This is a genomic window from Paenibacillus polymyxa, from assembly GCF_015710975.1.
GTDB lineage: Bacteria > Bacillota > Bacilli > Paenibacillales > Paenibacillaceae > Paenibacillus > Paenibacillus polymyxa.
In genome coordinates, this window is the sequence record NZ_CP049783.1 from 1875451 (window position 1) to 1891239 (window position 15789).

A 15789-nucleotide genomic window follows, 5' to 3' on the forward strand; every position below is an offset into this window, starting at 1 on the left:
TATGGTTATAGACTCTTTGCTTAAGAAGATACTTGCCGAATACCCTCCACATAATTTATTCTTTTATCGTTCCGAAAAGCTGGTAGAGAAGATAGGATTATGACTGGAAAAGTGATAGAATAGAGATAATCGTTTTAGTGTAAGTTGGCTGCTTCCCGTACCCATGATTTCAGATTTACATATAGGGAAGTGGGACAACAAATGTCAGGGGAGTACGTGGAGTGTACCCGCTTACGGCGCTGTTTCATATAGAAGGGTCTACAATCCCCGTAAGGAACTGTTTTTCACGAAGCGCTGTTTGTATGGTGCTATTATGAAATTAGGTGGTATTATACGGAATGAAAGAACAATTTTCCAAGCTATTTGGTTTGACGGAGCGCTCCAATGGGGACGAAATAAAACAAATTCCAGTTCGGGATATTGTCAGCAGTCCTTATCAGCCCCGCACCATATTTGACGACGAAAAGATTGATGAGCTATGCCAGACTATTAAGACGCATGGTGTAATTCAACCGATTGTCGTTCGTTTCCGTAATGGACAATATGAAATTATAGCAGGGGAACGTCGTTGGAGAGCTGTCACCAAGCTGGGTATGGAGACGATTCCAGCCATTGTTCGTGAGTTTAATGATTCACAAGCTGCATCCATCGCGTTGATTGAGAATCTTCAGCGGGAGGGCCTAACTGCGATTGAAGAGGCTGTAGCTTATCAAAAGCTGATTGACCTGCATCAACTCACCCAGGAAAGCCTCGCTCAGCGACTTGGCAAAAGCCAATCCACTATTGCTAATAAGATACGGCTGCTTCATTTGCCGGAGAGAGTGAAAGAGGCTCTAATGGAGCGGAAGGTGTCCGAGCGTCACGCTCGTGCATTATTGTCGTTAGAGACCGAAGAGCTACAGTACAAGGTTTTAGATGAAGTGATTGCTAAGGAACTCAATGTGAAGCAAACAGAGGCACGAGTTGCCTTCTATAAACAAGTATCCACGATTAAGAAATCTAAGCGGATTTCCTTTACCAAGGATGTCCGGCTTGCGCTGAATACGATTCGTCAATCCATTGATATGGTGTCTGGCTCAGGGTTGGATATCAAAACAAAGGAATCTGATCATGAGGATCACTATGAGATTGTCATTCAAATTCCCAAACGTAAGTAAGGGATGAAGCGTACAGCGGCAGCAATTGCCGCTTTTTCTGTCTAACGCCAACATAAAACCGCAGCATACTCGTATTCTATTTTGAAATTGCCGTTATCCGTAAGTTAAGGACTAAGTAACGTCTTCATAGAGCTTTTGCAATCATGGACCGTAGCAGGATTCCGATTAAATTATGAGGTGAATGAAGTGTCAAAAATAATAGCCGTAGCCAATCAAAAAGGCGGAGTAGGCAAAACGACTACTTCCGTGAATTTGGGCGCCGGACTTGCTTCCCTCGGCAAAAGGGTATTGCTCGTGGATATCGACCCGCAAGGTAATACAACTAGCGGTGTGGGTATCAATAAGGCGGATGTGGCAAATTGTATTTATGACGTACTCATTAACGAAGTTGACCCTAGCGAGGCGATTATCAGTACACAGGTTGAGGGATTGGATATTATCCCGGCAACCATCCAATTAGCAGGTGCTGAAATCGAGCTGGTACCAACTATTTCTCGCGAATTGAGATTAAAAAGATCACTTCAACTCGTCAAGCATAATTACGATTATATATTAATAGATTGCCCTCCATCACTGGGGATTTTGACGCTCAATTCCTTGACGGCTTCCGATTCAGTCATTATTCCAATCCAATGTGAATATTACGCGCTGGAAGGATTAAGCCAATTGTTGAATACCGTGCGATTAGTGCAAAAACATCTAAACACCTCATTGCAAATTGAGGGCGTGTTGCTAACCATGTTTGACGCCCGCACGAACTTGGGTATTCAGGTGATTGAAGAAGTGAAAAAATATTTTCAAAGCAAAGTTTATCAGACGATTATTCCACGCAACGTGAGACTCAGCGAAGCACCATCACATGGCCAGTCCATTATTACGTATGATCCCCGGTCTCGTGGGGCAGAGGTATATATTGAGTTGGCAAAGGAAGTGGTATCTTATGAGTAAACGGTTGGGAAAGGGACTGGACGCACTTATTCCCTCCCTTACAGTCAGTGACGAGGATAAGGTTGTTGACATTCCGCTCAGTCAGTTGCGGGCGAACCCATACCAGCCTCGGAAAACGTTTGATGAGGAGTCCATTAAGGAATTAGCGGAATCCATTCGTCAGCACGGTGTTATCCAACCCATTATTGCGCGTAGTGTCTTGAGAGGTTATGAGATTATAGCCGGGGAAAGACGGTTTCGGGCCTCTCAATTTTGCGGGAATCCAACCATACCTGTGGTTGTTCGCAATTTTACAGATCAGCAGGTAATGGAGATTGCCCTGATTGAGAATTTGCAGCGTGAAAACTTAAATGCAATGGAAGTGGCGGTGGCTTATCAGGGGTTAATGGATCAGTTTTCTTTAACTCAGGAAGAGTTGTCCATGAAAGTGGGAAAATCACGTTCACACATTGCCAATTTTCTCCGTTTGCTCGCATTGCCTGAGGAGGTTAAAGATCATGTTTCACGTGGAACATTGTCTATGGGGCATGCTAGAGCAATAGTCGGGCTTAAAGATCCAGACATGGTAAAACAGCTGGCCATGCAATGCATTGAGCAACAGTGGAGTGTTCGTGAACTTGAGGAAGCCGTACAACAGTTGGATCATAAGCCTGGAGAAACAAAAGCTAAAGCAAAGGTGCGAAAAAAGGACCCCTATATTGACCATATGGAAGAGTCCCTGCGCGAGCGTTTTAAAACAACTGTGAAGATCAAGCACAATAAAGATAAAGGAAAAATCGAATTGAATTATTACAGCCAGCAGGATTTGGAAAGATTACTGGAGCTATTACAGTAGTCTGTAAAAATATGGACATGTCTCCTTGAGTGAAATGGAAAGTGAGATATGTCTTTGCTTTGTCTGGAATTGCAGGAATTAGAATGGTTTTGATGGATAAACTAATAGCCTTGTGTTATTTGTCTCGCTGTTCTCAAACGTTTAAAATAAAAGGTAAGCAAAGCAGTAACATGATTTTTGAGGTAGAGGGGTAGAAACAAACATATGGCTGAATTGAATGGACTAATCATGGAGCAGCTTGCTGGTATTGTTGCAGGGATCGTGCTTATTTTGCTTATCCTGTTGATTGTTGTTATTGTACAGGGATCAAAGCTAAAGAAGATGCGGCGAAAGTATGAAACCATGATGGCAGGCAGCGGGGTAGAGAATTTGGAGACGCTGCTGATTGATTTAAAGGTACAGATGGACACGATTGAAGATGAGCAGGAAGCCCACCGTGCAAGTATGAAATCACTACGCAGCAAACTGACTGGCTTGAAGGGACATATAGGCATCAAACGCTATAATGCCTTTGGTGAGAGAGGGAGCGATCTAAGCTTCTCTCTGGCTATTGTAGACGATAATCAGGACGGAATAGTATTGACCGGTATTTATAACCGGGATGGCTCATATGTGTATGCCAAGCCTCTGGAAGCGGGACAATCTTCTTATTCCTTATCACCTGAAGAGAAAGAAGCTATTACTCTTGCGCAGCAAGTAGGACAGACCGGTAATGCCACTCCTTAATTGCGGAGTATAAGCTACTAGCTATGATATCTGATAATTTCATGACCAAATTTAGTCTCGTATTTTGCAACACAAAGTATTCCATGAAGCCGCCGACGTTAACGATACCAGTCAAATGGATATCGCCGACCGGCGGTAATTCTTTATTTACACCTGCTCCAGGTTTAAGAGGACCCTCTGCAACCTGAATGCATCCAACACTGGAGGTTTGTCCAAGACATGCGTCTATACCAATGATATAAGGCTGTTCGTATCGGTCATGTATGCCGTTCAGGGTCGTTTGAAGGTTCATAGCATGTACAGGCTCATCTAATGTTCCATACAAGTTAAACAGGGGGCTTTTATAGCGTGACAAATGGGTACCAACGAGCGGACCAAGGCAATCTCCAGTAGAACGATCGGTGCCGATGCAAATGATGACGATATTTTGCAGACTCCGTGCCTGATGCAGATGGAACAGCAAGCGATGGATGATGGCTGATTGGATCCCGGGATCGGTGTGTGATATTTTTAAGCTTAGGGGTTCTTGCCCCGGAATGAAGTCAGAATGAGTCATGGAATCTTCCTTTCGTCCTGTAATGGAGCGTGCAGGTTGTGCTCGCCTACCTTTAAGATTTCACTTGGCCTGCGGGTAACAATTATTCTCAAGATAGTAGCTAGTATATGGATAAACTTGCGTTTTTATACTCGGGAAAAGTAGATTATTCATAGTCGTATGTTTGAAGTCGGGAGATATGCTTATATAGATAGGAAATAGAATGTGGGAAATAGAAAGAGTGGTTCCCTGGTTTGAGGAGGAGTACAGCATGACCTTTATACATTGGTTGGCCGGTAATTTAGACACGGATGACGTAGTGCAAGGTGCGATTCATTGGAAGGATGCTGTATGGAAATGGCTTACAGATAGTGCGATGTGGTCGACCTTTTTGTTTGTGGTTTTGAAAATCGTAATTATTTTCATCATTACACGTATCTTTATTCGAGTTATTAATAAAATTATAGATAAGTCGATGGAGCAAAAGGGAGATAACGGCAGATTCCGATTGAATACCAGACGGTTAACGACTGTGGGCGAACTGCTGAAAAATGTAACAAATATTGTGTTCAATTTCATCTTGATTATGCTGGTGCTATCGCAAATGGGTATAAATCTAGGCCCTCTGATTGCTGGAGCTGGAGTGCTTGGGTTGGCTGTAGGTTTTGGGGCACAGAGCTTGGTTAAGGATGTAATTACCGGATTCTTTATTATATTTGAGGATCAATTTGCCGTAGGAGACGTCATTCAGACGGGAACTTTCAAGGGGACGGTAGAAATGATTGGGCTGCGTACAACCAGGCTGGTGAGCTGGAAAGGTGAGGTGTATATTTTACCGAACGGCTCCATTACGACGGTAACGAACTTCTCCATGTCCAACGCGTTGGCGGTGGTAGATGTGCCGATGAAGGCGGAGCGTAGTCTGGAGGAAGCCGTCAGCTTGGTAAAACAGGCGATCCAAGGCATCGAAGAGTCCAATGCGCAGATACTTAATATGCCGGATGTGTTAGGCGTTCAGTCCATGACTACATCAGAGTATATCGTACGGGTTGTGGCGGAATGTATGCCGAACACAGGGGCCTTGGTAGAGCGTGATATTCAGAATAATATCAAGAGGGCTCTAGAGGACGAGGAACATCGTCAGGCCGCACTGGAGACGGCGATCACCCTTGAAAAAGAAGATGAGTCAGGAAGAAAAGGGGGAGAGAAGGGTGGAGCGTAAGTCGTTTGAACTAGGGGATATTGTGCAGATGAAGAAGCCTCATCCATGTGGAACGAACGAGATGGAAATTATCCGGATGGGGATGGATATTCGAATCAAATGTGTCGGATGCCAGCATAGTGTGCTGATTCCGCGTGCCAAGTTCGAAAAGAATATGAAGAAAGTGTTGCGCTCAAAGTCCAGCGCTGGCGAGCAAAATTCGGAAACCATTTGAGCAGAGAAAGTGGATCATGGTGAACAAGAAATCAGCTTGCGTCATGGTAGCAATGATGATATAATTATCCTTGCTGCGGAAAGGTACCCAAGAGGTCCAAGGGGGCTGACTCGAAATCAGTTAGGCGTCGCAAGGCGTGCGTGGGTTCGAATCCCACTCTTTCCGCCACTAACTTCATGAACTTGATCAATCTCTTACGTCAGCTGACGTAAGAGATTTTTTGGTTTATGGAAATAAACCATTATTAGGTTATAAAAATGAATGTAGCGTTATCGAAGAAATGATTAAGAACCTCTTGGTGAATGAATAAGGTGTTAAAGTAAAAGAAAGCTCCTAACAGCGTTTGAAATAATTGCCGTCAGGAGCATTCTTTTGTTATAGCTGGTTAGGCGGGTAATGATAGCGTTTTGTTCTCTTTGAGCCAGAGATCATCAGCAGGATGGCAGCGATCAAATGGAGTGCCCAGCCAACAAAAGGAATCCAGGCTAGCAAGGAAGTGAGTACTCCCCAGACAGAACCGTAGATCGCTTCCTGATTGCGTAACGACAGGATAAGTGTTACTGCATGCAGGACAAGCATAAACCCCAGTGCTGAGTAGCCAGTCCCCATGACAATAGCTCCTCCCACAATCGGTACAGCCAGCACCAATTCGAATATACCTGATATCCACTTTAATATACGAGAATAGCTCATCTTTAAACCTCCGTAGATAGTAGGTCTTTGTACTTGGATATATTCTAGCAGAAGGAGCTGAATTAATCTGCATTTTACCAGCATATGCAAAAAGTCCGATAATGCAACAAAGGAGGACCACAAAGGTCCTCCATCGTAGGCGATACATTTTTAACAGGATACGATCTGTCCAATCACATCATGAAACTCGGTGTACTGACTAGCAATACCGTGTTGAAAAGACAGTGTCCTTTTACACAAACCTAACGCTTCTAATGCCCGGAATGGATCTCCTAACAGTTTGTAAGGCTACGTTGTCCAACGGAACCACACCTCTCTGTTGTATCGCCTAATCATAATATGGCCAGGATTCCGAAGAAATATACATTAGTGGACACGAGCTTTCGTTTTTTTCTTCCACTTGCGATTATGGTTGGTGGTCTTCGGAAAAGAATCGCCTCTTTCCAACGTTATTTGCTGCGGGTTTTGGATTTCAGTATGAAAGCTTTTTTCTCCAACCTCCATATATACGCCGTCATTTGGGACCTTATCCCCGGGTACGAACTCAGTCTTTTCACCCATACGGTTGTGCCTCCTTAGATAATGAATTTGGACTGCAACGGTTATTGTGCGCTGTCTTAAACAGAAACATGCGAAATCAGGGCACACAGATAGTAGTTAATCAAAAATGATTTCCTTTATATATGCAAAATTTGTGAAGTGATATAAAAATGTATAAAGCTAATAATAGGTTGTGTGTGAACAGCTTTTAGCCTTGTGCTCGAAATTGCAGGTTGCATTCAGGTGCTCGATTTGGTAAACTGTTTTAGTGCGAGTTTAGGCTCGTTCCTTGCTCTCAACTGAGATTGAGGGCCTTATGTCCATAAGGAGGTGTAAAGAATGCGCAAATATGAAGTGATGTACATTATTCGTCCTGACATTGAACAAGAAGCTGTTCAAGCGACAGTCGACAAATTCCAAGGTATCATCTCTAACGGCGGTGGCGAAATTACGAATCACGATGTAACTAAACGCCGTCTTGCGTATGAGATCAAGAAATTCCGTGATGGTTCTTTCGTTCTGGTAAACTTCACAGCAGAACCTGCTGTTGTTACTGAGCTTGAGCGTATCATGAAAATTTCTGACGAAGTAATTCGTTATCTCATTACGAACGACGTAGCTTAATTATTGTACGTGATTATGTAATGAACAACGCTCAAAGGAGGGGATTGGATTGTTGAACCGTGTCATTCTGATCGGTCGTTTGACCAAAGATCCAGAGCTGCGCTATACACCGTCTGGTGTAGCAGTAACCCAGTTCACCCTGGCTGTAGACCGTCCGTTTACAAGTCAAGGCGGCGAACGGGAAGCGGATTTCTTGCCGATCGTAACCTGGCGTCAGCTTGCTGAAACATGCGCTAACTATCTTCGTAAAGGTCGTTTGACGGCTGTTGAAGGCCGTGTACAGGTGCGTAATTATGAGAACAATGAAGGCAAACGTGTATACGTGACTGAAATTGTTGCTGATAATGTACGTTTCTTGGAATCTAGCCGCGATAGCGGCAACGGTGGCGGCAATAGCGGTGGAGGTATGCGTGAGGAGTCTCCTTTCGGAGGCGGTAACAGCAATAGTGGGCGCGGGAGTAATAACTCGCGAAACAATCAGGATCCTTTTTCCGATGACGGAAAACCGATCGATATTTCGGATGATGATCTACCATTTTAATTGGGAAAGGACTGACAAAGAATGGGCTTCAGACAAAGAGAAGGCGGAGACGATAACAAAAGACCAGCTCGTCGTGGTGGTCGCAACAAACGTCGTAAAGTATGTTTCTTCACTGTGAACAAAATTACTCACATTGACTATAAAGATACAGACCTGCTTAAAAAATTCATCAGCGAACGTGGAAAAATTCTTCCTCGTCGCGTGACTGGAACAAGCGCGAAATATCAACGTATGTTGACAATCGCTGTTAAACGTTCCCGTCAAATCGCATTGCTTCCTTACACTACTGAATAGTAGTGGGTGGAAAGAAAAGATGTTCCCATTGTGGGGACATCTTTTTTTATGATTTTTTTTATTGACAACAAGTGCCATCTATTGTAACTTACTAATAATACAATCCATGTTTACCCATTAAGTATGATTTGCCTTTTAGTGGCTTAGGAAATTTCAAGCTCCCCAACTCGCCAGAGTACACATTTCGATCATTCGAAATGTTATTTTATATTACATAACACTCGAATTTTTTGTCATTTTCCTTAAGTAAATTTCATAAACTTTACAAAAATAGATGTTTTGCAATTGTATATTACATAAAAAAAGATATTGACGTGATATTATTTTACACTTAAGATAAACCTTAATAAAAATGTAATGGTTGTCGGTGCACAAAATTGACCAAGTGTCTAAAACATGTGTTCTACGCTATCATTAGGAACAGTAAGGAGGATGTGCAAACTTCATTTTCAAACCTCAAGCTTTAACGAATCACCGCAGGAATGAGACAGGCTGTTAAATAAAGACCGACTAAGGGGGATTAACAGGATGGTGCAAACGAAGAAATGGGTTTCTTTGCTTATGGTGCTTACGATCGTTGGTGTTCTGTTTGCAGGATGTAGTGGAGGTGCTAATGAGGCACAGCCGCAGCAAGGTAATGCGGATAAGAAAACAGAGGGAAATGAAGGCAGCGCACCAGTTACAGAGGGTGTAATTAAAGCGACGGATTTGTCACAAAATCCTCCGGGAGCAACAAATCGGAAAGATAACATTGTAGTAGGTATGACATCACCTAAAGGGGTATTTAACCCGTTATTCTGGCAAACAACTTACGATTTATATGTAGTCAGAACGGTATTTGATTCCTTCTTACAGGTGAAGGCAGATGGTACATATGAAAATAGTTTGGCTGAGAAGGTTGATGTATCGCCGGATGGTCTAAAATACACCTTCCATCTGAAACCAGGTGTGAAGTATAGTGACGGCACTCCAGTAACCGTAAAGGATTATGCTTTTGTTCTCAAAGTGCTGCATGATCCGAATTATGATGGAGAAAGCGATATATTATCTTTTAAGATTAAAGGCGGTAAGGAATACCACGATGGCAAGGCGAATGATATCTCGGGTATCAAGGTCATCGATGATAATACAGTAGAGGTAACCGTTACAGAAGCAACAGCTTATACGAAGGATTATCTGGGTGAGCAATACTTCATGCCAGAAGCTTATTACGGAAAAGGGTTCAAGAAGGGTAACCTGGACAGCATCAAGGCGCTTAATAATAAACCAATCGGCTCCGGGCAGTATGTGCTGAAGAGCTTTTCCCCCGGTCAGCAAGTCGTACTTGAAGCGAATCCAAACTACTTCAAGGGCGCACCAAAGGTAAAATCAGTTATTTTCAAAACGACAACAGAAGAAACAAACCTGTCTATGCTGCAAACAGGCGAAACGGACATGGACAACATCACAGTTACGGAAGACAATGTAGAGGAATTAAAGGCTCTAGGCTTCTTGGACGTGAATATAATGCCGACCAATGGCTATGGATATATTGCATTTAATCACAAGGAAAAGAAATTCCAGGACCCTAAAGTGCGTCAGGCTTTAACTATTGGTTTAAACCGTAAAGAGATTGTACAGGGCGTGTATGGCCCATATGCGAATGTCATTAACATTCCACAATCTACAGAATCTTGGTCTTATACGGATGAAGGCATCAACAAATATGAATTTGATACAGCGAAGGCGAAGGCTTTGCTGGATGAGGCAGGCTGGAAGGTTGGTGCTGACGGGATTCGTGAAAAGGACGGCGAAAAGCTGACCATTAACTTCTCCGCAACTGCTGATAATCCAGTAGTAGAGGCCTTGCTACCAATCATGTCCAATAACTATAAGGAGCTAGGCATCAAGCTGACTTCCGAAACTTTAGATTTTAACGCCATTATGGATAAAAAGGATACAGGCAAGTTTGATATGTTCTTTGCGGCCTGGGGCTTAACTCCAGACCCGGACACAACGACTTTTATTACGAATGGTGCACAAAACGATATCGGCTACTCTAATAAAAAGGTCGATGAATTAACGCTTGCTGGTAAGCATGAACTGGATCAAGAGAAACGCAAACAGATTTACAAACAGCTCTATCAAGAGTTGAACAAAGATCTGCCAACTATCTTTATGTACCAACGCAGAGATATGTGGCCAGTGAATGGACGTGTATCCGGCCTAGAAATTACGCCATACAAAGATTTTGAGTTCACTCTGCATAACGCTCAAATCGCTCAATAAGGGATGCCAACCGTATGCTCAGCTCTCACGAGCTGGGCATATCACTTTATTCGTCTGGAGGAATGAATATGAAGCAGTACATTATTCGAAGACTGCTGCAACTCATCCCCACACTTATTGGCATATCCATTATCGTTTTTGCGATTTCAGCCATGGTGCCGGGTGATTACATTACAGCCAAGCAGAACCCGAATATGACCGCCGAGAAGGCGCAGCAGCTACGACATATCTACGGGCTGGATAAGCCGGAATACCAACGTTATTTTATATGGGCCGGTAATATGTTAAAGGGAAATATGGGGGATTCATTACAGCATAAGCAGCCGGTAACGAAGGTCATTGGCAATTATGTATGGAACTCTTTTATTATCGCTTTTTTTAGTCTTATTTTTAGCTGGCTCATTGCAGTTGTTGCAGGGGTATTTTCAGCTAAGTTTCAATATTCCTTATTCGATAAGTTCGTGACGTTATTCATTTTCTTATGTATGTCGCTGCCTTCATTTTTTATTGGTCTATTGGTCATCAAAATATTTGCCCTTGAATGGGGAATTCTCCCGGTTGGGGGTATGACTACAGCAGGGATGGAAGCAGGTTCGTGGGCGTATATGGTGGATGTCCTCAAGCATATGTTCCTGCCGACACTCGTACTTACGATGCTGAGTACAGGAAGCCTGACTCGTTATTTCCGTACAGGCATGTTGGAGGTCATCCGTCAGGATTATATCCGTACCGCACGCGCCAAGGGCTTGAAGGAACGGACGGTTATTTTCAAACATGCACTGCGCAATGCCCTGATTCCAGCAATCACACTGCTCGGGTTCGAGCTTCCAGCCTTATTTGGTGGGGCAATGATCCTGGAAAAGGTATTTGTATGGCCGGGTGTGGGGCAGGTCTACCTGGAGTCCATTAGTATGCGGGACTATCCGTTTATGTTGGGCTTCACCATTTTCCTAGCTGTTCTCACGCTCATCGGCAATCTACTTTCTGATGTATTGTATGGCATGGCAGATCCAAGAATTCGCTTGAAGTAGGAGGGATACTATTGTCCGCAGAAACAGTCACGATTGAAACCAATCAAAAGGCGGCGATCCGTCCTGAAGCGTCTCCATGGAGAATCGCCGTTCGCCGTTTTAACCAAAACCGCTTGGCTTTGGCAGGTCTCGTTATATTAATTCTGATGGTTATCATTTGTGTATTTGGTCCCATGATTTCACCTTATCACTTAGATGATTACAAGCTCTCTGACAAAAACTTATCCCCTAATGCGAAGTACTGGCTCGGTACGGATAAGTTTGGTAGAGATATTTTACTGCGTACGATGCTGGCTGGCCGTATTTCTTTGACAGTGGGGCTGGTCGCCACGTTTATTTCGGTCATGATCGGGGCAACGTTGGGTGCGCTGGCAGGGTTTTATCGTAAAGGCGTGGATACGGTTATTATGCGGATTGCCGATATTTTTATGGCGCTGCCTACATTGCCGCTGCTTATTATTTTAGGTGCTGTTCTATCGGATTTGAAGGTTGATCCGTCGAACCGTATTTATTTTCTGATGCTTATTATTGGGGTCCTGAGCTGGACGAGCTTGTCCCGTCTGGTCAGAGGGCAGATTCTTACGCTGCGTGAACAGGAGTTCATGCAGGCGACGGAAGCGCTGGGGTTGAGAGACCGCCGCAAAATATTCCGACATCTGCTACCGAACACGATTCCTACTATTATTGTTACGGCTACGCTTGGAGTGGCTGGTGCGATTATTACAGAATCTGCGCTCAGTTACTTGGGGATTGGCGTCGTGCCGCCCACACCTTCGTGGGGGAACATGATATCGGCTGCGAATAATCTGATTGACTTCCGCAAACGGCCCTGGATATGGGTACCACCGGGAATGTGTATTCTAATTACCGTTGTAGCGATTAATCTGATTGGTGACGGCTTGCGTGACGCGCTGGACCCTAAAATGAAGAAGTAGGAGACGAACGTTTATGGAAAATGCTTTGATTGAATTTCGTAACCTGAAAACCCACTTTCATACCTCTAACGGAACTGTCAAAGCGGTCAATGACGTCAGTTTTAAAATTCGTGAGGGTGAAACGCTCTGTGTGGTAGGAGAATCTGGCTGTGGTAAGAGTGTAACTGCGATGACAATGATGCGGTTGATTGATTCTCCCCACACCTCAGACGGACAAATTTGGTTTGAGGGCAAGGATCTCCTAAAACTCAATAAAGGGCAAATGCAGCAAATTCGCGGCAATGACATTTCGATTATTTTTCAGGAACCGATGTCTTCTCTGAATCCGGTGCTTACGATCGGGGAACAGATTACGGAGCCGTTGCTGATGCATACATTAATGAGTAAAAGGGAGGCACGCGCCCGGGCAATTGAACTAATTAATTTGGTGGGCATTTCGCGATCGGAGGAAATATTCAATTCCTATCCTCATGAGTTGAGTGGCGGTATGCGCCAGCGGATTATGATTGCTATTGCTTTAAGCTGTAATCCGAAGCTGTTGATTGCGGATGAACCGACAACGGCACTGGATGTAACGATCCAGGCACAGATTCTCGATTTAATGCGGGATTTGAAGGATAAGCTTAAAACGTCCATTATGCTGATAACACATGACTTGGGTGTCGTGGCAGAAATGGCCGATTATGTGGTCGTTATGTATGCCGGGAACGTTATTGAAGAGGCTCCTGTCATTGAGCTGTTCAAAAATCCGCAGCATCCGTATACTCAAGGACTATTAAAGGCAAAGCCTGTCATTAATCAGAAAATGGATCGGCTATATTCCATCCCAGGGCAGGTGCCAAACCCCATTGAGCTGGGCGAAAATTGCCATTTTCATGATCGATGCGCACATTGTATGCAAATATGCAAGGATCAGGCCCCTCCCTTGAATGAAAAGGAGAATGGCCATAAGGTTGCCTGCTGGCTATATGAGAAAGAAGGAGGGCAACGAATATGAGCGAGCCTTTAATTCAAGTGGAAGGGCTGAAAAAGTATTTCCCAATCACAGGCGGGGTTTTTCAGCGTACGGTCGGACATGTCAAGGCGGTCGATGATGTATCCTTTCATATTCATAAGGGTGAATCGTTTGGTCTGGTAGGAGAATCGGGCTGCGGTAAAAGTACGATTGGACGCACGATTCTCAGATTGATGGATAAGACAGAGGGATCAGTACGGTACAAGGGCGAAGATTTGCACGCATTAAACAAGGAGCAGATTCGTGCGCTTCGTCCAAAGCTGCAAATCGTCTTCCAGGACCCTTTTAGTTCACTGAACCCGAGAATTAAGGTGGGTGAGGCGATCGGAGAGGCTTTGCTGGATCACGGGTTGATTGATCGTAATGAGCTACGGCAGAAGGTCAACGAAACGCTGAACATTTGTGGGCTGTCCTCATATCACTATGATCGTTATCCGCATGAGTTCTCTGGCGGTCAGCGGCAGCGGATCGGGATTGCAAGGGCCTTGATTTTGAATCCTGATTTTATTGTGGCTGACGAGCCGGTATCTGCTCTGGATGTGTCGATTCAGGCCCAGATCATTAACTTGTTAAGCGATTTGCAGCAGGAACGCCAACTGACGTACCTGTTCATCTCGCATGATCTGAGTGTAGTCGAGCATCTGTGTAGCCGGATTGGTGTGATGTATCTGGGCTCGATGGTAGAGTTGGCTTCCAAGGAGGAGCTGTTCAGCAATCCGCTACACCCATACACCAAGGCTCTGCTATCAGCAGTACCGATTCCAGATCCGACGATCAAAAGGCAGCGGATTGTGTTAAAAGGGGACATCCCGTCTCCGGCTAATCCGCCGTCAGGATGCAAGTTTCATACACGCTGTCCTATGGCGGAAGCGCGCTGTAGAACAGAGGCTCCAGTATACCGAGATGCGGGCGACCAGCATTTTGTAGCCTGTCACTTTGCCTGATACGACATACTGAAGAAGCAAAATATCCGTCATCCTGTAACAAGGATTGGCGGATATTTTGTCGTGGAATAAAAAAAGGTAAAAAAATTGTATCTTTTTTTCGAAAAATTGCAGACAAAATGGATTTTTCATCGTCTAATAAGATATGGAGGTTATTACGATGATGAAAAAACATTGGTTACGTTGGGCTATTGTCGTCCCGGTACTTATTATATTGATTTTTATTACTCTTGGACCCCGCTTGTTGATCGGAAAGCCGAATGTGGATGCAGACGCTGCAGTGCTGATGGACATGCACACCGGGGAATTACTGATGGATGTGAATGGCGATAAGCCTATGCCTTCTGCAAATATGTCCAAGCTCATGACCGAGCTGTTGGTACTGGAGGATATTCGGACCGGACGGTTAGGCTGGAATGATGAGGTGCGAATTAGTCGTTATGCCAGTACGGTGGGTGGTGTGAATCTGTCTCTTCGGTATGGGGAAAGAATGACCGTATCTGAACTGTTCCAAAGTATGGTTGTGTATTCAGCGAATGACGCCGCTGTAGCGCTGGCAGAGCGTTCATCAGGGAATGAGTCCGCTTTTGTGAAGCGCATGAATGAAAAGGCTGCTCAAATTGGGCTGTCACCCGATAGTCGCTTTAGTAATGCCTCTGGGGCTGGTCAGAGTGAATTGGGGCCGAACCATCCTAAGGATATTCGCGGAGAAACGAAAATGACGGCAAGCGATACTGCAAAGTTGGCCTCTTACTTGATTACGTCACATCCTGAGATTCTCAGAACGTCCAGCCGCACACAGATGGAATTGAAGGATAAGGGCATTTACATCAGTAATACGAACTGGATGCTGCCTTCCTTGGCTGGACCGTACTCTTATGCGGGGACGGACGGATTGAAAGCAGGGTACACAAGCGATGCTGGATACTGCTTCACTGGTACAGCTGAGCAGCATGGCAAACGATTAGTTGCTGTAGTGCTGGGTGCACCGAGCAAGGAAGAGCGTTTCGCACAGACACGGAAGCTGTTTGATTATGGTTTTTCTCTGTCCACCTCTTTTCCGGTACGATTGCAAAATTTGGTGAAACTGTCTCTGCATTAAGATAAAAGATAACTTTGAAAGCTACATAGAATACTTATATAAACGTAAATGAGGGCTTTGACCGTAAGGGCAAAGCCTTTTTTGTCATGAGTTTGAGGAACTAACCACGCCATGGCACTTTTGACAACAAGGTAGCAGACCTTTTATGCTTTGAGGGGAAGTTTC

At 44.4% G+C, this 15789-nt stretch carries 18 protein-coding genes and 1 tRNA gene; 16 read left to right on the forward strand and 3 right to left on the reverse strand.

Annotation, left to right across the window (positions count from 1 at the left end):
* The first annotated feature begins 338 nt into the window (after positions 1-338).
* The 4 genes from noc to G7035_RS08430 all read left to right on the forward strand — a co-directional run bounded on the left by noc (position 339) and on the right by G7035_RS08430 (position 3666).
* Positions 339-1157 (forward strand): nucleoid occlusion protein, encoded by an 819-nt coding sequence (noc, locus tag G7035_RS08415; protein ID WP_013373916.1) that lies wholly within the window; start codon positions 339-341, stop codon positions 1155-1157.
* Between the two features lie 186 nt (positions 1158-1343).
* Entirely contained in the window at positions 1344-2105 is a 762-nt protein-coding gene (locus tag G7035_RS08420; RefSeq protein WP_013373915.1) for a ParA family protein, read from the forward strand.
* Positions 2098-2940, forward strand: coding sequence for a ParB/RepB/Spo0J family partition protein (locus G7035_RS08425; RefSeq protein WP_016822448.1), 843 nt, complete (start codon positions 2098-2100; stop codon positions 2938-2940). The genes G7035_RS08420 and G7035_RS08425 overlap by 8 nt, the downstream gene beginning before the upstream one ends.
* A 204-nt stretch (positions 2941-3144) precedes the next feature.
* A complete protein-coding gene (locus G7035_RS08430) occupies positions 3145-3666 on the forward strand; it encodes a DUF4446 family protein (protein WP_016822449.1) in 522 nt (173 codons plus the stop codon).
* Here G7035_RS08430 and yyaC read toward each other — a convergent pair.
* A complete protein-coding gene (gene yyaC, locus G7035_RS08435) occupies positions 3620-4222 on the reverse strand; it encodes a spore protease YyaC (protein WP_019689093.1) in 603 nt (200 codons plus the stop codon). The genes G7035_RS08430 and yyaC overlap by 47 nt on opposite strands.
* Before the next feature lie 250 nt (positions 4223-4472).
* Between yyaC and G7035_RS08440 the strand changes: the two genes are divergently transcribed.
* The 3 genes from G7035_RS08440 to G7035_RS08450 all read left to right on the forward strand — a co-directional run bounded on the left by G7035_RS08440 (position 4473) and on the right by G7035_RS08450 (position 5805).
* Positions 4473-5423: a mechanosensitive ion channel family protein gene (locus G7035_RS08440; protein ID WP_019689092.1), complete on the forward strand. Its 951-nt coding sequence runs from the start codon at positions 4473-4475 to the stop codon at positions 5421-5423.
* Complete coding sequence (locus G7035_RS08445; protein ID WP_016822452.1) at positions 5413-5637, forward strand: DUF951 domain-containing protein; 225 nt, start codon at positions 5413-5415, stop codon at positions 5635-5637. The genes G7035_RS08440 and G7035_RS08445 overlap by 11 nt, the downstream gene beginning before the upstream one ends.
* A gap of 77 nt (positions 5638-5714) precedes the next feature.
* Positions 5715-5805: transfer RNA gene (locus G7035_RS08450), tRNA-Ser, on the forward strand.
* Positions 5806-6012: 207 nt separating this feature from the next.
* Here G7035_RS08450 and G7035_RS08455 read toward each other — a convergent pair.
* Both G7035_RS08455 and G7035_RS08460 read right to left on the reverse strand, forming a co-directional pair.
* Positions 6013-6330, reverse strand: a complete 318-nt coding sequence (locus G7035_RS08455) for a hypothetical protein (protein WP_016822453.1) — start codon at positions 6328-6330, stop codon at positions 6013-6015.
* 366 nt (positions 6331-6696) lie between these two features.
* Positions 6697-6891 (reverse strand): YjzC family protein, encoded by a 195-nt coding sequence (locus G7035_RS08460; RefSeq protein ID WP_013373906.1) that lies wholly within the window; start codon positions 6889-6891, stop codon positions 6697-6699.
* A gap of 318 nt (positions 6892-7209) precedes the next feature.
* Here G7035_RS08460 and rpsF point away from each other — a divergent pair, with 318 nt between their 5' ends.
* The 9 genes from rpsF (at position 7210) to G7035_RS08505 (ending at position 15624) form a co-directional block, all read left to right on the forward strand.
* Positions 7210-7494 carry a 30S ribosomal protein S6 gene (rpsF, locus tag G7035_RS08465; RefSeq protein WP_007433230.1) on the forward strand — a complete coding sequence of 95 codons (285 nt, stop codon included), beginning with the start codon at positions 7210-7212 and terminating at the stop codon, positions 7492-7494.
* A gap of 49 nt (positions 7495-7543) precedes the next feature.
* Positions 7544-8035, forward strand: a complete 492-nt coding sequence (gene ssb / locus G7035_RS08470; protein WP_019689091.1) for a single-stranded DNA-binding protein — start codon at positions 7544-7546, stop codon at positions 8033-8035.
* A 21-nt stretch (positions 8036-8056) separates the two neighbouring features.
* On the forward strand, positions 8057-8329 hold the full coding sequence (rpsR, locus tag G7035_RS08475) for a 30S ribosomal protein S18 (protein ID WP_013312800.1): 273 nt from the start codon (positions 8057-8059) through the stop codon (positions 8327-8329).
* 528 nt (positions 8330-8857) lie between these two features.
* On the forward strand, positions 8858-10597 hold the full coding sequence (locus G7035_RS08480) for an ABC transporter substrate-binding protein (RefSeq protein WP_019689090.1): 1740 nt from the start codon (positions 8858-8860) through the stop codon (positions 10595-10597).
* Positions 10598-10665: 68 nt separating this feature from the next.
* Entirely contained in the window at positions 10666-11628 is a 963-nt protein-coding gene (locus G7035_RS08485; RefSeq protein WP_016822455.1) for an ABC transporter permease, read from the forward strand.
* A gap of 11 nt (positions 11629-11639) precedes the next feature.
* Positions 11640-12563 (forward strand): oligopeptide ABC transporter permease, encoded by a 924-nt coding sequence (opp4C, locus tag G7035_RS08490; protein ID WP_016822456.1) that lies wholly within the window; start codon positions 11640-11642, stop codon positions 12561-12563.
* A 13-nt stretch (positions 12564-12576) separates the two neighbouring features.
* Complete coding sequence (locus G7035_RS08495) at positions 12577-13560, forward strand: ABC transporter ATP-binding protein (protein ID WP_016822457.1); 984 nt, start codon at positions 12577-12579, stop codon at positions 13558-13560.
* A complete protein-coding gene (locus G7035_RS08500) occupies positions 13557-14522 on the forward strand; it encodes an ABC transporter ATP-binding protein (RefSeq protein ID WP_016822458.1) in 966 nt (321 codons plus the stop codon). The genes G7035_RS08495 and G7035_RS08500 overlap by 4 nt, the downstream gene beginning before the upstream one ends.
* A 160-nt stretch (positions 14523-14682) precedes the next feature.
* Positions 14683-15624 carry a D-alanyl-D-alanine carboxypeptidase family protein gene (locus G7035_RS08505; protein ID WP_019689089.1) on the forward strand — a complete coding sequence of 314 codons (942 nt, stop codon included), beginning with the start codon at positions 14683-14685 and terminating at the stop codon, positions 15622-15624.
* The last annotated feature ends 165 nt before the right edge of the window (positions 15625-15789 follow it).